The organism is Frigoribacterium sp. CFBP 8759 (assembly GCF_014841655.1).
GTDB lineage: Bacteria > Actinomycetota > Actinomycetes > Actinomycetales > Microbacteriaceae > Frigoribacterium.
The window spans coordinates 721,603-740,456 of record NZ_JACYUH010000002.1 but is presented as its reverse complement, the minus strand read 5'-3'; the positions used below and the strand labels follow the sequence as shown (position 1 = coordinate 740,456).

19 protein-coding genes are annotated in these 18,854 nt (G+C 71.5%); 8 read left to right on the top strand and 11 right to left on the bottom strand.

Going from position 1 to position 18,854, the window contains the following annotated elements:
* Nucleotides 1–105 precede the first annotated feature (105 nt).
* Nucleotides 106–546, top strand: a complete 441-nt coding sequence (locus IFT79_RS08740) for an adenylyltransferase/cytidyltransferase family protein (protein WP_056047412.1) — start codon at nt 106–108, stop codon at nt 544–546.
* 91 nt (nt 547–637) lie between these two features.
* Nucleotides 638–1,204 (top strand): hypothetical protein, encoded by a 567-nt coding sequence (locus tag IFT79_RS08735; RefSeq protein ID WP_192123665.1) that lies wholly within the window; start codon nt 638–640, stop codon nt 1,202–1,204.
* Here IFT79_RS08735 and IFT79_RS08730 read toward each other — a convergent pair.
* The 4 genes from IFT79_RS08730 to IFT79_RS08715 all read right to left on the bottom strand — a co-directional run bounded on the left by IFT79_RS08730 (nt 1,153) and on the right by IFT79_RS08715 (nt 5,858).
* A complete protein-coding gene (locus IFT79_RS08730; protein ID WP_056045153.1) occupies nt 1,153–1,407 on the bottom strand; it encodes a hypothetical protein in 255 nt (84 codons plus the stop codon). The two genes, IFT79_RS08735 and IFT79_RS08730, sit on opposite strands and share 52 nt — an antisense overlap.
* Nucleotides 1,408–1,425: 18 nt before the next feature.
* Nucleotides 1,426–3,282: a DEAD/DEAH box helicase family protein gene (locus IFT79_RS08725; protein WP_192123664.1), complete on the bottom strand. Its 1,857-nt coding sequence runs from the start codon at nt 3,280–3,282 to the stop codon at nt 1,426–1,428.
* Between the two features lie 11 nt (nt 3,283–3,293).
* Complete coding sequence (gene dinB, locus IFT79_RS08720; RefSeq protein ID WP_192123662.1) at nt 3,294–4,577, bottom strand: DNA polymerase IV; 1,284 nt, start codon at nt 4,575–4,577, stop codon at nt 3,294–3,296.
* A gap of 78 nt (nt 4,578–4,655) precedes the next feature.
* Nucleotides 4,656–5,858, bottom strand: coding sequence for an acyl-CoA dehydrogenase family protein (locus tag IFT79_RS08715; protein ID WP_236556974.1), 1,203 nt, complete (start codon nt 5,856–5,858; stop codon nt 4,656–4,658).
* A 22-nt stretch (nt 5,859–5,880) separates the two neighbouring features.
* On the opposite strand from IFT79_RS08715, the gene IFT79_RS08710 reads away from it, so the two are divergent.
* Entirely contained in the window at nt 5,881–6,669 is a 789-nt protein-coding gene (locus tag IFT79_RS08710) for an SGNH/GDSL hydrolase family protein (RefSeq protein ID WP_056045163.1), read from the top strand.
* 8 nt (nt 6,670–6,677) lie between these two features.
* Here IFT79_RS08710 and IFT79_RS08705 read toward each other — a convergent pair whose 3' ends face one another.
* Both IFT79_RS08705 and IFT79_RS08700 read right to left on the bottom strand, forming a co-directional pair.
* Nucleotides 6,678–7,910, bottom strand: a complete 1,233-nt coding sequence (locus IFT79_RS08705) for a D-alanyl-D-alanine carboxypeptidase family protein (RefSeq protein WP_158612832.1) — start codon at nt 7,908–7,910, stop codon at nt 6,678–6,680.
* A gap of 8 nt (nt 7,911–7,918) precedes the next feature.
* Nucleotides 7,919–8,746 (bottom strand): RNA methyltransferase, encoded by an 828-nt coding sequence (locus tag IFT79_RS08700; RefSeq protein WP_192123660.1) that lies wholly within the window; start codon nt 8,744–8,746, stop codon nt 7,919–7,921.
* 103 nt (nt 8,747–8,849) lie between these two features.
* Here IFT79_RS08700 and IFT79_RS08695 point away from each other — a divergent pair, with 103 nt between their 5' ends.
* Both IFT79_RS08695 and IFT79_RS08690 read left to right on the top strand, forming a co-directional pair.
* Nucleotides 8,850–9,692: an NAD-dependent protein deacetylase gene (locus tag IFT79_RS08695; protein WP_056045171.1), complete on the top strand. Its 843-nt coding sequence runs from the start codon at nt 8,850–8,852 to the stop codon at nt 9,690–9,692.
* 28 nt (nt 9,693–9,720) lie between these two features.
* Nucleotides 9,721–10,368 (top strand): histidine phosphatase family protein, encoded by a 648-nt coding sequence (locus IFT79_RS08690; RefSeq protein WP_192123659.1) that lies wholly within the window; start codon nt 9,721–9,723, stop codon nt 10,366–10,368.
* Between the two features lie 48 nt (nt 10,369–10,416).
* On the opposite strand, the gene IFT79_RS08685 is transcribed toward IFT79_RS08690, so the two are convergent.
* Together IFT79_RS08685 and IFT79_RS08680 are read right to left on the bottom strand one after the other, a co-directional pair.
* Nucleotides 10,417–11,505 carry a glycosyltransferase family 4 protein gene (locus tag IFT79_RS08685; RefSeq protein ID WP_123570064.1) on the bottom strand — a complete coding sequence of 363 codons (1,089 nt, stop codon included), beginning with the start codon at nt 11,503–11,505 and terminating at the stop codon, nt 10,417–10,419.
* Nucleotides 11,502–12,407: an alpha/beta fold hydrolase gene (locus IFT79_RS08680; RefSeq protein WP_342211800.1), complete on the bottom strand. Its 906-nt coding sequence runs from the start codon at nt 12,405–12,407 to the stop codon at nt 11,502–11,504. The genes IFT79_RS08685 and IFT79_RS08680 overlap by 4 nt, the downstream gene beginning before the upstream one ends.
* 70 nt (nt 12,408–12,477) lie before the next feature.
* On the opposite strand from IFT79_RS08680, the gene treS reads away from it, so the two are divergent.
* Both treS and IFT79_RS08670 read left to right on the top strand, forming a co-directional pair.
* Complete coding sequence (gene treS / locus IFT79_RS08675; RefSeq protein ID WP_056045180.1) at nt 12,478–14,217, top strand: maltose alpha-D-glucosyltransferase; 1,740 nt, start codon at nt 12,478–12,480, stop codon at nt 14,215–14,217.
* Nucleotides 14,218–14,271: 54 nt separating this feature from the next.
* Complete coding sequence (locus tag IFT79_RS08670; protein ID WP_192123964.1) at nt 14,272–14,994, top strand: exonuclease domain-containing protein; 723 nt, start codon at nt 14,272–14,274, stop codon at nt 14,992–14,994.
* A 180-nt stretch (nt 14,995–15,174) separates the two neighbouring features.
* Here the strand turns inward: IFT79_RS08670 and IFT79_RS08665 are convergent, their stop codons facing one another.
* The 3 genes from IFT79_RS08665 to glgA all read right to left on the bottom strand — a co-directional run bounded on the left by IFT79_RS08665 (nt 15,175) and on the right by glgA (nt 17,522).
* Nucleotides 15,175–15,423, bottom strand: coding sequence for a type B 50S ribosomal protein L31 (locus IFT79_RS08665; RefSeq protein WP_043594989.1), 249 nt, complete (start codon nt 15,421–15,423; stop codon nt 15,175–15,177).
* Nucleotides 15,424–15,541: 118 nt separating this feature from the next.
* Complete coding sequence (locus tag IFT79_RS08660; RefSeq protein WP_192123657.1) at nt 15,542–16,327, bottom strand: ABC transporter ATP-binding protein; 786 nt, start codon at nt 16,325–16,327, stop codon at nt 15,542–15,544.
* A 10-nt stretch (nt 16,328–16,337) separates the two neighbouring features.
* Nucleotides 16,338–17,522 (bottom strand): glycogen synthase, encoded by a 1,185-nt coding sequence (gene glgA / locus IFT79_RS08655; RefSeq protein WP_192123655.1) that lies wholly within the window; start codon nt 17,520–17,522, stop codon nt 16,338–16,340.
* A 47-nt stretch (nt 17,523–17,569) separates the two neighbouring features.
* Between glgA and IFT79_RS08650 the strand changes: the two genes are divergently transcribed.
* The gene (locus tag IFT79_RS08650; protein ID WP_054146106.1) at nt 17,570–18,811 is read left to right on the top strand and encodes a glucose-1-phosphate adenylyltransferase; all 1,242 of its coding nucleotides are present in this window, start codon (nt 17,570–17,572) and stop codon (nt 18,809–18,811) included.
* The last annotated feature ends 43 nt before the right edge of the window (nt 18,812–18,854 follow it).

The following is an 18,854-nucleotide window of genomic DNA, read 5'->3' as shown; positions in this document are numbered from 1 at the left end:
GACGTCATCCCCACCCCCGCCACCGGCCTCGCCCTCGACCCCGTCGACGGCGGGAGCGGACGAGGAGGCGCGGGCCGGGTCGGCTACGCGGCCGGCGCCTTCGACCTGTTCCACATCGGCCACCTGAACCTGCTGCGGCACGCGTCCGCGCAGTGCGACCACCTCATCGCCGGCGTCGTGTCCGACGAGATGTTGCAGGTGACCAAGGGCATCTCCCCCGTCGTCCCGCTCGCCGAACGGCTCGAGATCGTCCGCCACATCGACGTCGTAGACGGCGTCCACGCCGAGACCGTGCCCGACAAGATGGACGTCTGGCGCGAGCTCCGCTTCGACGTCTTCTTCAAGGGCGACGACTGGCGGGGCACCGAGAAGGGCCTCCGGCTCGAGCGAGAGTTCGGGGCGGTCGGGGTCGAGGTCGTCTACTTCCCGTACACCATGAGCACGTCCAGCACGGTGCTCCGCAGGGCGCTCCGGGCACTGTCCGGGGCGCCGGGCCAGGGCGGCGAGACGGTCGCCGTCGGCGACTCCGTGCGACTCCAGGGCTGATCGGTCCTCCCCAGCCCCGCGTCGATCCTCGTCGATCGATGCGGCTGGGGAGAACCGTCCGGGAGCGGTGGCGGCCCGAGATGCTCGACCCATGACACTCACCTCGGTCCTCGACACCACCCTCGACCGCCCTCCCGCCGACCCGGTCGCAGCCTTCGCCACGTCCGATCCCGGATGCGTCCCCGATCCGCACGCCCCCGTCCAGGACGTCGACGACCTCGTCCGCCACGTCGAGGCCATCGTCCCGTCGGCGGTGCGTCGCCAGCTCTGGACGTTGTTCTTCGACGACGACGACGTCCCCCTCCCCCTCATGGTGCCCCTCGAGGGCATCCCCGAGGTGCCCGACACCGCCGCCCTCGACCACTACGGCGATGCCCTGGCCGCCGTCGCCACCGAGTTCGGCGCCACGACCGTGGCGTTCGTCCTCGAGAGGGTCGGCGCCGCGTCGCCCCGTCCCTCGGACCGCCGGTGGGGTGACGGCCTCCGGGCGCTCGGGCGAGGACGGCCCTTCGAGGTCCGACCGGTGCTGCTGTGCGGCGACGAGGGTGTCTCGGCGCTCGTCCCGAGCGGGGGCACCAGGGTGCGCCCGGCCCCGAACGGCCTCCCTCAGGCGTCCTCGAGGCCCGTCCGCCTGGTCGACATCGTCCGCCTGCCCTGACCCCGCTCGCGGTCGACGAGTCTCCACCAGGCGGTCTCGGCGAGCTCGGGGGACGTGTAGACGCCCAGGCGGGCCGGCTCGGCGTCGGTCGGGCTCCACCGGCTCAGTCGGTAGCCGCCGCCGAAGCGCTCGACGACCGCCTCGGGTGCCCCCTCGGGGTCGGCGCGCACGGTCCACCGGTCGGGGACGTTCTCGTCGAGCATCGGTCGATCGTACCCGGGTCAGGCGCGCTGGCCGAGGCGGCCGCGCAACACGTCGATTCGCTTCTGGATCTGTTCGGTGCTGGCCTGAGCGACGGACGGGCCCCCGCTGATGCGCCTGAGGTCTGCGTGGATCAGCCCGTGCGGTTCGTTCGAGTGCCGCGACCAGATCGACACGAGCCGGCTGAGCTCTTGCCGCTGCTCTTTGATGGTCTGGTAGAGGGGTCGGGCCTCGTCGACCGGAGCGGTCGTGGGCAACCCGGTCTTCGGAGCCCGTCGTGCCTGGGTGGCCTGCCGCTGCCGCAGCAGGTCGCGGACCTGGTCGGGCTCGAGCAGACCGGGGATGCCGATGAAGTCGAGTTCTTCGAGGCTGCCGATCTCGCCTCCGGTGCCGAACTCGCCGCCGTCGTAGAGCACCCGGTCGAACGAGGCCTGCGAGTCCAGGGCCTCGAACGGTTGCTGCTCGAGGAGGCTCGACGCCTTCTCGTCGCGGTTGGCCGCGGCCATCACGTCTTCTTCGGGGGCGAACAGGCCGTCGTCGGCGTCGGTGGGTCGGTCGAGCGCGTGGTCGCGCTGCAGTTCGAGCTGGTTGGCCAGGGCCATCAGGCTGGGCACGCTCGGCAGGAAGATCGACGCGGTCTCGCCCCGTCGGCGGGCTCGGACGAACCGTCCCACGACCTGGGCGAAGAAGAGCGGCGTCGAAGCCGAGGTGGCGTACACGCCGACGGCGAGACGCGGGACGTCGACGCCCTCGGAGACCATCCGGACCGCGACCATCCAGCGGCTGTCGCCGTCGGAGAAGGCCTGGATGCGGTCGGAGGCGGCCTTCTCGTCGCTCAGGACGACGGTGGGGCGTTCACCCGTGAGCTTCTGCAACACGGCTGCGTACTGCCGAGCCGCGGTGTGGTCGGTGGCGATGACGAGACCCCCCGCGTCGGGCACGCCCCGGCGCACCTCGGTGAGGCGCTTGTCGGCCGCCGAGAGCACGGCCGGGATCCAGTCGCCCTGCGGCGACAGCGCCGTACGCCAGGCCTGGGCCGTGATGTCTTTCGTCACGGCTTCGCCGAGGGAGGCGCTCATCTCGTCGCCCATCCGGGTGCGCCAGCGCATCTGGCCGGCGTACGCCATGAAGAGGACGGGTCGCACCACCCCGTCGGCGAGGGCACGGCCGTAGCCGTAGGAGTAGTCGGCCCTCGAGGTGCGGATGCCGTGCTCGTCCGGGGCGTACTGCACGAACGGGATCGGAGCCGTGTCGGACCGGAACGGGGTGCCCGTCAGCGAGAGACGTTGGGTGGCCCCGGTGTAGGCCTCCCGGATGCCGTCGCCCCAACTGAGCGCGTCGCCGCCGTGGTGCACCTCGTCGAGGATGACGAGGGTGCGACCGGCCGTCGTGATGGCCTTGTGCACCTCGGGCTTCATGCCGACCTGGGCGTAGGTGACGGCGATGCCGTGGTAGTGGCGCCCGAAGGTGCCGTCGGCGTTCTTGAACATCGGATCGAGGCGGAGGTTGACCCGGTCGGCGGCGTCGGCCCACTGGCGCTTCAGGTGCTCGGTGGGGGCGACGACCACGACACGGTCGACCTCGCCGCGGGACAGGAGTTCGGTGGCGAGGCGGAGGGCGAACGTCGTCTTGCCGGCGCCCGGTGTGGCCGCCGCGAGGAAGTCCCTCGGCATCGTCGAGAAGTAGAGCTCGAGGGCGTCGGCCTGCCACGCGCGCAACTTGCTGGCGGTGCCCCAGGCGGCCCGCTCGGGGAATGCGGGCGAGAGGTGTTCGGCGGCCGAGTTGCCTGCCGAGACGCCGACGTCGAGAGGGTCGGACGAGAGGCCGTCGAGGTGCTGCTCACCCCCGGCGGGGTCGGATGCGTTGGCGGTGCTCACTCGAACCGAGTTTACCCTCGACCGGCGTCGTCGACGGACGCGGCACCCGCATCTCGACCGGAGGTGCCGGGTCGACGCCGCGAGGTGCCGAGCAGCGAGGCCGGCGTCAGCATGGCCGAGCCGAACTTGGCCCGGAGGGCGTCCATGGTCGACTCCGCCTCGCGCCAGTCGGCGTCGTCGTCCCACAGGCCGAGCGAGTCACCGCCCGTCCCCTCGCTGAGCTGCTCGACGCGCACGCCGACGAGCCGGATGCGTTCGTGCTGCTTGCCCGTTGCCTCGTAGAGGGACACGACCTCGTCGTAGATGCGTCGCCCGAGGTCGGTCGGGTCGGCGAGCGTCCGGGACCGCGTGATCGTCACGAAGTCGGTCGTCCGCAACTTGAGCACGACCGTGCGACCGCTCACGCCTGCGGCCCGCAGACGGGTGCCGACCTTGTCGCTCAGGCGGAGGAGTTCACGTCGGACGACGACGGGGTCGACGACGTCGGTGCCGAACGTGTTCTCGTTGCCGACGCTCTTCTCGGCCGTCTCGGTGTGGACGCTGCGGGGATCGCGACCCCACGCCAGGTCGTGCAGCTTTGCGCCCGCTGCCGGCCCGACCGCGTGGACGAGCATGTCGAGAGGGGCCGCGGCGACGTCGCCGACCGTTCGCAGGCCGCGGTCGAGCAGCACCTGTTCGGTCTTGCCGCCCACGCCCCAGAGCGCGCTGATCGGCCGCGGGTGCAAGAAGGCCAGGGTGTGGCGGTGCGGTACGAGCAGGAGCCCGTCGGGCTTGGCGACGCTCGACGCGAGCTTGGCGACGAACTTGGTCGACGCGGCCCCGATGCTGCAGTGCAGCCCGGTCTCGGCGTGGACCCGACGACGCAGTGCCGTGGCGATCTCGAACGGCGAACCCATCAGGCGGATCGACCCGCTGACGTCGAGGAACGCCTCGTCGATGCCGAGGCGCTCGACCAGGGGCGTGACGTCGTCGAACATCGACATGACTCGTGAGGACCAGTGCTGGTACTTCTCGAAGTGCGGTTCGAGCACGACGGCCTGCGGGCAGCGACGCAACGCGATCGCCATGGGCATCGCCGAGTTGACGCCGTACTTGCGGGCCTCGTAGGTGGCGGCCGTGACGACCGACCGGTCGGAGCGGTGCCCGATGACCACGGGTCGGCCCCGGAGCTCGGGGTGGTCGAGCAACTCGACGGACGCGAAGAAGGCGTCCATGTCGACGTGGAAGATCGGCGCGGTCGCGTCGTCGGTCGGCACCGTCGTGACGATCCGCCCGCTGCCGTCTTGTTTGCTCACCGGAGCATCCTCACACGCGCCACCGACATCGTCGTCGCCCGGGGCGCGGCCCCCGGTGCGGCCGCGTGCGTCGACCCGTCAGGAACCCGGCCCGAGGAGCGCCGCCGCGATCGTCGCGTGCGCCGAGTCGGTGTTCGACGGGTGGAAGCGTCCGGCGAGGACGTCGCGTTGCAGGCGCCCGAGCTCGGACGACGCCCGGTACGAGGACCCCCCGGCCACCGTGACCGCCTGCTCGACCACCGCGCGGGCCGTCCCGGTGGCGCGCGTCTTGAGCCCGACGACGAGCCGCGGCCAGTCGGCCCCGTGGTCGACGAGTTCGTCGACGTCGCGGGCCACCCGGTCGACCTGCGGCTCGAGTCCGTCGACCGCCAGTCCGGCGTCGGCGACGCGCCAGCGGACGACGGGGTCGAGCGCCCTCGCCGCTCCCCCGGCACGCCGCGAGGTCGTCCCGAGTGCCGACTCGACGGCGAGCTCGAGGGCCCGGCGGGCGATGCCCCGGTACACGGCGGCCACGGTCGTCTCGAAGACGGCGAAGACCGCGAAGACGAACGGGTCGGCGCTCGGGCCGACGGGCAGTCGACGGACGATGCGTGAGGCGGGCACCTCGACCCCGGTCAGCCGGGTCGTGTGGCTCTGCGTCGCGCGCATGCCGATGGTGTCCCAGTCCTCGAGCGAGGCGTGGCCCGGCTGCTCGCGGTGGACGAACCCGTGGACGAGGGCCGGCGCCTCCGGGTCGGAGTCGTCCCGGCCGAAGACGCCGAGGCGCGTCCAGACCGGCGAGAGCGACGTGGAGACCTTGGTGCCGGTGAACCGGTAGCCGCCGTCGCCCGTGGGTTCGGCCGAGGTCACCGAGTCGGACAGGACGAGGTCGTTGCCGGGCTCGCTCACCCCGAAGGCGAAGACCTCGTCGTGCGCGGCGTCCTCGAGGACGAGGTCGAGCGAGTCGTCGCCCCGGGCGTGCAGCACGGCCGCGCACCCGGTCCAGACCAGGTGCATGTTGACCGCCAGCGCCGTGGCCGGGGCCGCCGCCGCGAGGCGTGACTGCAGGGACGCGACCTGCTCGAGTCCGAGACCCGCGCCTCCTCGGTGCTCCGGGACGAACGCCCTCAGGTAGCCGCGCTCGCGCAGCTCGGCGAGGTCGTCGTGGGGGAACGTGTTCTCGCGGTCGTGGTCGGCGGCCCGCCCCCGGAAGCGCTCGAGCAGCTCGTCGGGCAGCAGCTCGCCGGGCGACCAGGAGGCGCGGGTCGGGTCGGACGGAGGGGCGGGCTTCGGTGCGGGCACGCGTCGAGAGTAGTTTGGTGGCATGAGTCAGCAACACCCGTGGTCCCGTTACGTCGCCCTCGGCGACTCGTTCACCGAGGGGATCGGCGACCCCGAGGAGCGCTCCCCCGGGGGGCACCGGGGCTGGGCCGACCGCGTCGCCGAGGTGCTGGGCTCCTCGACCGAGGACTTCGCCTACGCCAACCTCGCCGTCCGGGGCCGCCTGCTGAAGCAGATCATCGACGAGCAGTCCGAGGCCGCGCTCGCCCTGCGGCCCGACCTCATCTCGGTCTCGGCCGGGGGCAACGACATCATCCGTCCCGGCACCGACCCCGACGAGGTCGCCGCGGGCTTCGAGGGACTGGTCGCACGACTGCGGTCCGACGGTGCCACGGTCGTGGTCTTCACCGGGCCCGACATCGGCCTCACCCCGGTCCTCGGTCGTCTCCGCGGAAAGGTCGCGATCTACAACGAGCACGTCCACGCCATCGCGCTGCGACACGACGCGGTGGTCGCGGACATGTGGGCGTTGCGTCAGCTCGTCGACCCACGGATGTGGGCGCCCGACCGGTTGCACTTCAGTCCCCTCGGCCACCACACGATCGCGCGGATGGTCCTGCAGGCCCTCGCGGTCGAGAACGACCTCGCGCCCTACGAGCCCGAGCCGCTCGAGCGTCGCCCCTGGCGCAACGCACGGGCCGACGACATGGGCTGGGCCCGCGAGTACCTCGTGCCCTGGGTGGTACGGCGCATCCGGCACCAGTCGTCGGGCGACCTGGTCCGGGCCAAGCGACCGGACGCCGTCACCGTGGTCCACCGCACCGACGACTGACGCTCGGGTCAGAACACCTCGTCGGGATGCGTCAAGCGCCACCAGGCGCCCGGCTCGCCGATGCCCGCGTCGAGTTCGAGGGGCACGACGTGCCGTTCTCCGTCGACGGTGAAGGTGACGTCGCCCACGCGCGTCCCGACCGGGGCCGCGCCCACGTCGTCGGTCTCGACCGACGCCTGCACGGTCTCGTCGCCCCAGACGAGGACGGTGGCGTCCTCCGCGGCCACCGCTCGGGCCTCGTCGCCCCAGGGCAGTTCGTAGTCGGCGAAGGCGTCGCCGCGGCTGGTCAGCGTGATGGTCCGGAAGCCCTCCGCGACGCTCGCGAGCAGGGCCTGCACGTCGCGGTCCAGCTGGTCGTGGTCGACGCCGCCGAGCATGGCGCCCACGACCGTGACCCGTCGCCCGCCGATCGTGTAGTCCGCCGCGAACAGCAGGCAGGCGCCGGCCTCGTCGAGCGTCCCCGTCTTGATGCCGACGACGCCGTCCAGCCCGAGCAGTTCGTTGCTGTTGCTGATCTCGCCGATGCCGGGCACGGACGTCGTCGCCGTGCCGACCGTGCGGGCGACGTCGGGGTCGGCCAGGGCCAGTCGGCCGAGTGCGATCAGGTCGGTCGAGGTGCTCGTGTTCTGCGGCGACAACCCGGTGGGTTCGACGAGCGTGGTCGACGAGAGGCCGTGGCCGTCGAGCCAGGACCGCGCCGCGTCGACGAAGGCCTGGTCGCTGCCGAACGCCCACCGGGCCAGCACCTCGGCGTAGTTGTTGGCGGACTCGATCAGCATGACCTCGAGCACCTGCCGCTCGGTGAGGACCTGCCCGGCCGCCATCGGTGCCACCTTGCCGTTCCGTGCGCGGTACGCGTCGACCAGGGCCGCCTCGGCCGGGCCGAAGGTGAGGGACGGGCCGTCACCGCCGTCGAGGGGTTTCTCGTCGAGGACGACGAGGGCCGTGACCACCTTGCTGATGCTCGCGATCGGACGGGGTCGTTCGTCGCCGCTCGTCGTCAGGCTGTCGTCCCAGCCGATCGCCTCGACCGCCGTCGCGCCGTAGGCGGGGAAGGTCAGGTCGGGAGCCTCCTCGGCCGGTGCGGCGTACGAGGCGACGTCCGCCGCGGCGGGCGCCAGCGGGCTGAGCAGTGCCAGGGGGACGTAGCCGCCGACCGCGACGACCAGGGCGAGCAGCGCGACCACGCCCACGCGCCTCCGGACCACGCCGGGTCGACGACGCCCGTCGACTCCGGTCACGCGACCGGTCACGCGACCGCCGCCGACCCGTCCGCCGGCAGACGCAGGGCCCAGAGGGCCACGGCCGAGGCGGCGGCCACGTTGAGGCTGTCGACGCCGTGCAGCATCGGGATGGTCACCACCGTGTCGGCGGCCCGCAGGGCGGCCCGGCTGAGCCCGTCGCCCTCGGTGCCGAGCAGCAGGGCGACGCGGTCCGGAGGCGCGGCCGCGTAGGCGTCGAGGGTCACCGCGTCGTCGCTCAGCGCCAGGGCGGTGACCTCGAACCCCGCCTCGCGGAGCAGCCCGGCACCGGCCGGCCACTCGGGGAGGCGCGTCCACGGGACCTGCAGCACGGTGCCCATGCTGACGCGGACGCTGCGCCGGTAGAGCGGGTCGGCGCAGCGCGGGGTGATCAGGACGGCGTCCGCCCCCAGGCCGGCGACGGCCCGGAAGATCGCGCCCACGTTCGTGTGGTCGACGATGTCCTCGAGCACGACGACGCGCCGCGCGCCGTCGAGCACCGACTCGACCGTCGGCAGCTCGGGACGGTGCATGGCGGCGAGGGCCCCCCGATGCAGGTGGTAGCCGGTCAGCGTCTCGAGCAGGGCCGCGTCGCCGACGAAGATCTCGCCCTCGTGGTCGGCCACGAGGGGTTCGATGTCGGGCAACCACCGATCGGTCATCAGCACCGACCGGGGCACGTGGCCCGCCCGCAGCGCCCGCTCGATGACCTTGGTCGACTCGGCGATGTAGAGGCCGCCCTCCGGCTCGGACACGCGCCGCAGGGCGACGTCGGTGAGCCGGTTGTAGTCGGCGAGTGCCTCGTGGTCGAGGTCGGTGATGCGGGTGACGTGCACGGTGCTCCACGGGGGACGGCCCCGGCGGACGGGCGACCGCTGGAATCGAATCGGAGGGGGACGCGTTTAGGCTAGCGTCACCGCACCCGAAGGAGCCCCACCCGTGTCGAACGCCCCCGCGGCCCCCACCGACGAGCAGGCCCTCGAGGCCGCGGTCGAGGCCCTCCGCGGGCGCCGCGTGGCCGTGCTCACCGGGGCGGGGGTCAGCACCGACTCGGGCATCCCCGACTACCGGGGCGAGGGCGCTCCGCCCCGCAACCCCATGACCTTCCAGCAGTTCCTCTCGAGCGAGAGCTACCGCAAGCGCTACTGGGCCGGCAGCCACCTCGGCTGGAAGTCCTTTCGTGCCGCCGGGCCCAACGAGGGGCACCGGGCGCTGGCCCGGCTCGAGGCCGCCGGCGTCACGAACGGCGTCATCACCCAGAACGTCGACAACCTGCACGTCCGCGCCGGGTCGCGCCGGGTCGTCGACCTGCACGGCACCGTCGACCGCGTCGTCTGCCTCACCTGCGGGCAGGCGTTCGCCCGCGACATGGTGGCGGCCCGCCTCGCCGCCGAGAACCCCTGGATCGACGAGCCCGACCAGGTGCGGCTCGCCCCGGACGGCGACGTCGAGGTGCACGACATCGACGCGTTCGTCGTGCCGACCTGCACGGTGTGCGGCGGCCTGCTCAAACCCGACGTCGTGTTCTTCGGCGAGTTCGTGCCCACCGAGCGGTTCGCCGAGGCGCGCTCGATGGTCGTCGGCGCCGAGGCGCTGCTCGTCGCCGGCTCCTCGCTCGTCGTCAACAGCGGCATCCGCCTGCTCGACCAGGCGACGCGCCGGAAGCTGCCCGTGGTCGTCCTGAACCGCGGCGTCACCAAGGGCGACTCGCGGGCCACGGTTAAGCTGGACGCCGGCACGTCGGAGACCCTGGCGGCCCTGGCCGAGCACCTGGGCGCCTGACCCCCGGGCCGTGCCCACCGGAGGAACGATGACGCTCTTGTACCTGGTCCGCCACGGCGAGACCGACTGGAACCGCGCCCGACGCATCCAGGGCTCCACCGACATCCCCCTGAACGACCTCGGTCGGTCGCAGGCCCGAGAGACCGGCGACCTGCTCGCCCGGCGTCGGTTCGACGCCGTCGTCGCCAGCCCTCTGTCGCGCGCGGCCGAGACCGGGTCCATCATCGCCGAGCGCCTGGGCCTGGGCGCGCCCGAGCTCGTCCCCGAGGTCGCCGAGCGTCGCTACGGCGACGCCGAGGGGCTGACCGGCGAGCAGGTCGAGGCACGGTTCCCCCACGGCACTCCGGTGCCCGGTCGTGAGAGCCGCGGGGCCCTCGTCGCACGGGTGCTGCCCGCCCTCGCCGCGATCGCGGCGAGGCACGGCGCCGGCTCGTCCGTGGTCGTCGCGACGCACGGCGCGGTCATCAGGGCGGTCGTGAACCACGTCTCCCCCGACACCGACGCGCACCTGGGAGTGCCCATCCGCAACGGGTCCGTCCACTCGTTCGAGTTCACGGGCGACGCCCTGACGCTGCGGGAGTTCGACGACCCGATCGAGGTCGAGTCCGAACGTGCCGGCACCTACTCGTTCGAGTACCAGAACCCGCTCGAGCGCGACGCGGCCGAACCGGCCTGAGCCGCCGGCCCCGGCCGCCGACGGGTCAGCGTCCCGGGCGCCGGTGGGTCAGCGTCCCGGGCGTCGACGCCGGTGACCGCCCGCTGCGGCGACGTCGGCCAGCAGGCGCAGCAGCACGTCGGCCGAGTCACGCCAGCTGAACCGGGCGGCCTGCTCGACCGACGCGGCCGAGCGCGCCTCCCACTCGCCCTCGAGTCGTCGGACGGCGGCGGCGATCGACGCGGGCGACGACGGGTCGAAGTAGAGCGCCGCGTCTCCGCCGATCTCGCGGAAGATCGGGATGTCGCTGACCACGGCCGGCGTGCCGAGGGCCATGCCCTCGACGAGCGGGATGCCGAAGCCCTCGGCGCGCGAGGCCGTCACGACGGCCGTCGCCCCCAGCAGGGTCTCGCGGTACTCGTCGTCGCTCGCCCCGTCGTGGAAGACCAACGACCCGGCGGGTGCCAGGGCCGTCAAGGAGGCGCGCTCGGCCCCGGACACCCGGCTCATCAGGTGCAGTCGGTACCCGTCGAGCAACGGCAGTGCCCTGGCCAGCGCGGCCACGTTCTTGTACGGCATGAACGACCCCATGTAGACGAGGTCGCGGCTCACCGGCGCGGTGCGGGGCTCGACGGGGTCGACCGGGTCGGCCGCGTTGTACACCACCGTCACGGGGCGCCGGGTCAGGCGGTGACGACGCATCTCGTCCCGCGTCGTGCGGCTCACGGTGACGACGGCGTCGGCCCGGTTCAGGAGCACCCGCTGCGGCCACCAGGCCAGGTGGTACAGCCGCCAGAGCAGCTTGATCGGCCAGGCGAACTCGGGTGGCGGCGTGCGGTTCGTGTAGTAGATCAGGTCGTGCAGGGTCAGGACGAGCGGGTACCGGCGTCCGGCAGATCCCATGGTCTGCATGGGCGACCAGACGACGTCGGGGCGCAGCGTGTTCACCTGCCGGGCCACGAGCGGCTCGAGGACGCTCGTGGGCGCGCTGACGAGCAGGTGGGGTGCGTCGGGCAACGCGTGGAGCTGGCGGGGGTCGCTGACCAGCATCGTCACCTCGTGGCGCTCGGCCAGCGCCGACACCACGCCGGCGCTGAAGCGGCTGATGCCGTCGTGGCGTCCGACGCGGACGTAGCGGCAGTCGACGACGATCTTCATCGGACGAAGGACTCGATCGCGGCGGCGGCCTGGCGCGGCTTCTCGTAGTGGATCAGGTGGCCCACGCCCTCGATCACGTCGAGCGTGGCGTCGGGGAAGAGCGCCTGCAGTCGGTGCTGGGCGGGCAGGGCGGTGATGTCGTCGCGGTCGGCGGCGACGAGCAGGGTGGGCACGCTGATGCGGGCGGCGTACGTGCTCACGTCGCTCGAGACCGATGCGCGGAACGCGTCGAGCACCACGCGACGGTCCGAGAACCGCGAGAAGAAGCTGTCGTGCTGGTCGTGGATCCACCGGCGCAGGGCCCGGTCGTGGGTCTTGACCATGGCGAGGCTGGTGAACCTCGTCACGGCCGCGTTCTGCAGCACCTGCTGGCCGGCACGTTCGGGCAGGGCCGCGCCGGCCCAGTAGTAGAAGACGGCCAGACGCGTGACCACGCCGCGAGGGCCCTGCAGGGCGGGGGCGGCGATCGGGTTGACCAGGATCAACCGGGAGGCGCGGAGCCCGTCGGCCACCGCGGCCGACGTGACGATCGAGCCGAACGAGTGCCCCAGCACCACGACGTCGTCACCGAGCGAGAGGGTCGCCACGAACGCGGTCAGCCAGCGCGCGTACGCCGCGACGCTGTGCTCGCCGTCGAGCGGGGTCGACTCGCCGAAGCCCGGCAGGTCGGGCATGACCACCCTCACGTGGTCGAGGTGCGCCACGACCGGTTCGAGACCGTGGTGGTCGCCCCGGAAGCCGTGCACCGCGACGACGGTGACCCGGGCCTCCTGCCCCTCGGGCGGCTCGTACGTCCAGTAGCGGGTGAGGCTGCCGGCGACCTCGACGGCGTCGTCGCGCACCGGTCGGGCGTCGAGGCGGGCACGGTAGGGCGACTTCACGCGCGGGGGTCGGACGATCACGAGCCCGAGTCTACGAGCGACGCGCTGGTCGGAGTGCGCGTCCCGGGGCGCGCGCCCGTAGGGTGGGCGGGTGAGCTTCACTGCCCCGATCCAGCAGCCCGGACTGACCCTCGACCCCAACTGGCACCGCCGTGCGGTGTTCTACGAGGTGATGGTGCGGTCGTTCGTCGACAGCAACGGGGACGGGGCGGGCGACCTCCAGGGTCTGCTCACCCGCCTCGACTACCTGCAGTGGCTCGGCGTCGACGCCCTCTGGCTGCCGCCGTTCTTCCAGTCGCCCCTGCGCGACGGCGGGTACGACATCCAGGACTACAAGGCGATCCTGCCCGAGTTCGGCACACTCGACGAGTTCCGCGACCTGGTCACGAAGTCGCACGAGCGCAACATGCGCATCGTCATCGACATGGTGCTGAACCACACCAGCGACCAGCACGAGTGGTTCCAGCAGAGCCGCGAAGACCCCGAGGGCCCCTACGGCGACTTCTACGTCTGGCGCGACACCGACGACGAGTACTCGAACATCCGCGTCATCTTCGTCGACACCGAAGAGTCGAACTGGACGTTCGACCCGGTGCGTCGTCAGTTCTTCTTCCACCGCTTCTTCTCGCACCAGCCCGACCTCAACTTCGAGAACCCCGCCGTCCAAGAAGCGGTCTTCGACGTCGTCCGTCACTGGCTGGCGATGGGCGTCGACGGGCTCCGCCTCGACGCGATCCCGTACCTGTTCGAGACCGAAGAGGGCAACGGCGAGGGCGAACCGGCCACGCACGAGTTCATCAAGCGTCTGCGCGCCATGGTCGACGAGGAGTTCCCGGGTCGCGTGCTCATCGCCGAGGCGAACCAGTGGCCCGCCGAGACGGCGGCGTTCTTCGGCACCGAGGACGAGCCGGAGTGCCACATGGCCTTCGACTTCCCGGTCATGCCCCGCATCTTCTACTCGCTGCGCGCCCAGAGCGCCGACGAGCTCAAGCGCATCCTCTCCGAGACGACCGAGGTGCCCCCGGGCGCGGCCTGGGCCGTCTTCCTCCGCAACCACGACGAGCTCACCCTCGAGATGGTCAGCGAGGAGTACCGGCAGGCGATGTACGGCTGGTACGCGTACGACCCCCGCATGCGCTCGAACATCGGCATCCGTCGTCGCCTCGCTCCTCTGCTCGACAACTCGCGTGCCGAACTCGAACTCGTCCACGCGCTGCTCTTCTCGCTGCCCGGCAGTCCGTTCCTGTACTACGGCGACGAGATCGGCATGGGCGACAACATCTGGCTGCCGGACCGCGACTCGTCCCGCACGCCGATGCAGTGGACGCCCGACCGCAACGCCGGCTTCTCGACCGCCGACCCGGGCAAGCTCTTCCTGCCCGTCGTCCAGTCGCTCGTCTACAACTACAACCTGGTCAACGTCGAGAGCCAGCTGGCGCAGTCGCGGTCGCTGCTGCACTGGGTCCGCAACGTCATCCACGTGCGCAAGGCCCACCCGACCTTCGGCCTCGGCACCCTCGAGGTGCTCGAGACGAACCAGGAGTCCGTCCTGTCGTTCGTCCGGTCCTACGAGGGGGCCGGCACGCAGTTCGGCGACTCGGCCGAGGACATCCTCTGCGTCTTCTCGTTCGGTCACAACCCGACCTCGGTCGACATCGTGGCCCCGCAGTTCGCCGGGCGCACGTTGGTCGACCTCTTCGGCGGAGCGCAGTTCCCCTCGTTCGACGACGAGGGCAAGGTCACCCTGACCCTCGGCACGCAGGCGTTCTTCTGGCTGCACGTCGGCGACGTGCCCGTGGCGGCGGCACCCGCTGTCGGTGGCGCCTCCTAAGCTCACAGAGTGACTGACACCGACACGACCGGCACCGCCCCCGACCTCGCGGCCGTGGGCGAGCCGCCGGCCGCCTGGTGGCAGGCCCTCGGCGTCTTCGACCTCGAGACGACGGGCATCGACGTCGAGTCGGCCCGGATCGTCACCGCGCACGTCGGCCTGATCGACGCCACCGGTGCGACGGTCGCACACGGCGAGTGGTTGGCCGATCCGGGCGTCGAGATCCCCGAGCAGGCCAGCGCCGTCCACGGCATCTCGACCGAGCGGGCCCGAGCCGAGGGGCGACCGGCCGCCGAGGTCGTGGCCGAGATCGTCGCGGCCATCCGTGCCGTCTTCGCCCGCGGTGTGCCGTTGGTCGTCTACAACGCGCCCTACGACCTCACGCTGCTCGACCGTGAGGCCCGCCGCCACGGTGTCGAACCTCTCGGCGAGGTGGGCGAGATCGGCTGCGTCGTCGATCCGCTCGTCATCGACAAGGCCGTCGACACCTACCGCAAGGGCAAACGCACCCTCGAGGCCGCCGCGGCCGTCTACGGCGTCTCGCTCGACGACGCCCACGACGCCGGGGCCGACGCGATCGCCGCCGGCCGTGTCGCCCAGGCGATGGCCAAGCGGTATCCCGATCGCCTCGACGTGCCCGTGACCGAGTTGCACGACCTCCAGGTCGGGTGGTGCTCGACCCAGGCCGAGAGCTTCCAGCAGTACATGCGCCGTGCGAAAGACCCCACCTTCACCGCTCACGGTGACTGGCCGCACCGCCCACTGCCGTTCGCCTGAGCACGATCGCCCCACCGCGCCTCCTGGGTCGCCCGCTCCTCCGCTTCCTGGGCTCGCCCGCGCCTCCTGCGCCGCGGTGTCACACGACGTGCACCTTCTCGGTCGGGCACCCTCACCCGGGCGCACGAGAAAGGCGGCCCACCGAAGTGGACCGCCTCTTTCGGGCGTGTGGGCTGTGGCCTACTTGCCGAAGTTCTTGTAGCGCGAGTTGAACTTCTCGACGCGACCGGCCGAGTCGAGGATGCGCTGCTTGCCCGTGTAGAACGGGTGCGACTCGGACGAGATCTCGACGTCGATGACCGGGTAGGTCTCACCGTCGAGCTCGATGGTCTTGTCGCTGGTCGTCGTGGAGCGCGTGAGGAACGTGGCGCCCGACGCGAGGTCCCGGAAGACGATCTGCTTGTACTCGGGGTGGATGTCGGTCTTCATGATTGTCCTAGGTCTAGCGAACGAGTGATGATGGTGAGTTCAGGAGGCGCTTGCAGCATCGCTGCGGGCCAGCTGTCAACGATACCAGACCGACGGCCCGGATCGTAGGAGGCGCGGTTCAGCCCGCGGCGCGGGCCGAGTACCGGCCCCCGTCGGACTCGACCCGCAGTTCGACGCCGAACGTGGCGCCGAGGGTCTCGGCCGTGATGACCTCGTCGAGCGGACCGGCGGCCACGACGGAGCCGTGGTCGAGCAGCAGGGCGTGCGTGAATCCCTTGGGGATCTCCTCGACGTGGTGGGTCACCATGACGATGGCCGGAGCGCCCTCGGACGAGGCGTAGCCCGAGAGCATCTGCAGCAGTTCTTCGCGGGCGCCGAGGTCGAGGCTCGCGGCCGGCTCGTCGAGCATCAGCAACTCGGGGTCGGTCATGACCGAGCGGGCGATCTGGACGCGCTTCTGCTCGCCGTCGCTCAGCTCGCCGAAGGTACGGTCCGAGAGGTGGTCGAGCTTCCACTCGTCGAGAACGCGGTGCGCCCGACGGACGTCGACGCCCTCGTACTCTTCGTTCCAGCGCCCGGTGACCGAGTAGGCGGCCGTCAGGACGACGTCGACGACCTTCTCCTTCGCCGGGATGCGCCGGGCGATGGCCGTCGAGGCGAAGCCGATGCGTGGCCGCAGGTCGAACAGGTCGACGGAGCCGAGGTCGGAGCCGAGGATGCTGGCCTCGCCCGAGGACGGGTGGCTCTGCGCGGCGGCGACCTGCAGCAGGCTCGTCTTGCCGGCACCGTTCGGGCCGAGCACGACCCAGCGCTCGTCGGAGTCGACCGTCCAGGTCAGTTTGTCGACGACGGCTGTGCCGCCTCGGACGATCGAGACATCGGTGAGCTGCAGGACGGTAGGCATGGTCCTCAGCCTAGTTGAGCAGGCCCTCGTAGATCCCCAGCGTCTGCTCGGCGATCCGCGACCACGAGAACTCTTCTTCGGCCCTCATGCGGCCGGCTCGTCCCATGAGGCGGGCGAGTGCCGGGTCGGAGACGACCTCGGTGAGGGTGGCCGCCAGGTCGGCCACGAAGCGGTCGGGGTCGACCGGGGTGCCGGTGCCGTCCTGCACCTGGTCGAGGGGCACGATCCGGCCCGTCAGACCGTCCGCGACGACCTCGGGGATGCCGCCCGTGTCGGACCCGACGACGGGAACGCCGCAGGCCATCGCCTCGAGGTTGACGATGCCGAGGGGTTCGTACACCGAGGGGCAGACGAAGGTGGTGGCGGCGCTCAGCACCGCACTGAGCTGGTGACGGGGCAGCACGGTGTCGATCCACACGACACCGGTGCGCTCCTCTTGCAACTCTCGGACGAGACCCGTGACCTCGGCCATGATCTCGGGGGTGTCCGGCGCGCCGGCGCAGAGCACGAGCTGCACGTCGGCCGGCAGCAGCTTGGCCGCGCGCAGCAGGTACGGCAGGCCCTTTTGGCGGGTGATGCGACCGACGAAGGCGACGGAGGGGCGGTCGGGATCGATGCCCAGGCTGCGGACCAGCTCGGCGTCGTCGACGCGCTTCCAGCCCTCGAGGTCGATCCCGTTGTACACGACCTGGACCTTCGACTCGTCGATCGACGGGTAGGAGCGCAGGATGTCGCGGCGCATCCCGTCGCTGACCGCGATGACGCGGTCGGCGGTCTCGTAGGCCTGACGCTCGATCCAGCTCGAGACGCGGTAACCGCCTCCGAGCTGTTCGGCCTTCCAGGGTCGGAGCGGTTCGAGGCTGTGGGCCGTCAGGACGTGCGGGACCCCGTGCAGCATCTGGGCCAACTGGCCGGCCGCGTTCGCGTACCAGGTGTGGCTGTGGACGACGTCGGCTCCGGCCACGTCCTGGGCCATGCTGACGTCCACGCCGAGGGTGCGCAGCGTGGCGTTGGCCTGGTCGAGCTGGGGCAGGTCGGGGTACCCGGTCGTGTCGGGTTCGGGGTCGACCTCGCCGAAGGCACGGACCTGCACCTCGACGCCCTGACGCAGGGCCTTGACGAGTTCGACGACGTGGACGCCCGCTCCCCCGTAGACGTTGGGCGGGTATTCCTTGGTGATGACATCGACTCGCACGTGGTTCACCGTAGTCGTGCGACCGCGAATCGTGCCATTCTGGCCCCATGGCATCAAAGAAGATCTTCGGCATCGTCCTGGCTGGTGGCGAGGGCAAACGCCTGATGCCGCTGACCGCCGACCGCGCGAAACCCGCTGTCCCGTTCGGTGGCAACTACCGTCTCATCGACTTCGCCCTGTCGAACCTGATCAACTCGGGTCTCCGGCAGATCGTCGTCCTGACCCAGTACAAGTCGCACAGCCTCGACCGCCACGTGTCGCAGACCTGGAGCATCGAGGGCCTGCTGGGTGCCTACGTCGCCTCGGTCCCGGCCCAGCAGCGGCTCGGCAAGCGATGGTTCGCCGGCAGCGCAGACGCGATCCTGCAGAGCCTGAACCTCCTGCGTGACGAGAAGCCCGACATCGTCGTCGTGGTGGGTGCCGACCACGTCTACCGCATGGACTTCTCGCAGATGATCGAGGCGCACATCGCCTCGGGCGCCGGGGTCACCGTCGCCGCCATCCGTCAGCCCATCTCGCTGGCCGACCAGTTCGGCGTGATCGAGGTCGACTCGGACGACCCGACCCGCATCGGCCGGTTCCTCGAGAAGCCGACCGACGCCACGGGCCTGCCGGACTCCCCCGACGAGATCCTCGCGTCGATGGGCAACTACGTCTTCGATGCGGACGTCCTGATCGACGCCGTGCTGCGCGACGGCGAGAAGCCCGACTCCAACCACGACATGGGCGGGGACATCGTCCCCGACTTCGTCTCCCGGGGCGACGCGGCGGTGTACGACCTCAACCGCAACGAGGTGCCCGGGTCGACCGAGCGCGACCGCTACTACTGGCGCGACGTCGGCACCATCGACTCGTTCTACGACGCGCACCGCGACCTGATCTCGGCCCTGCCGATCTTCAACCTCTACAACACCGACTGGCCGATCTTCAGCCAGCAGCTCAACTCGCCCCCCGCGAAGTTCGTCCGCGACGGCCACGGCAACCTCGGCACGACGATCGACTCGATCGTGTCGCTCGGTTCGTTGCTCTCGGGAGCGCACGTGGAGCGCAGCGTCCTGGGGCCATGGTGCACCCTCGACAGCGGCTCGCGGGTCGTCGACTCGGTGGTCTTCGAGCGGGCCCACGTCGGCCCGAACGCCGTCGTCAACCGGGCGATCCTCGACAAGGACGTCGTCATCGCGGCCGGCGCCTCCGTCGGCGTCGATCCCGAGGCCGACCGGGCCCGCGGGTTCACCGTCACGCCCTCCGGCATCACGGTGGTCGGCAAGGGCGTCCGGGTCGACCAGTAGACGCCCGGAGTCACACGAGCGGCGCGGTGCGTCGGCGGCCCTA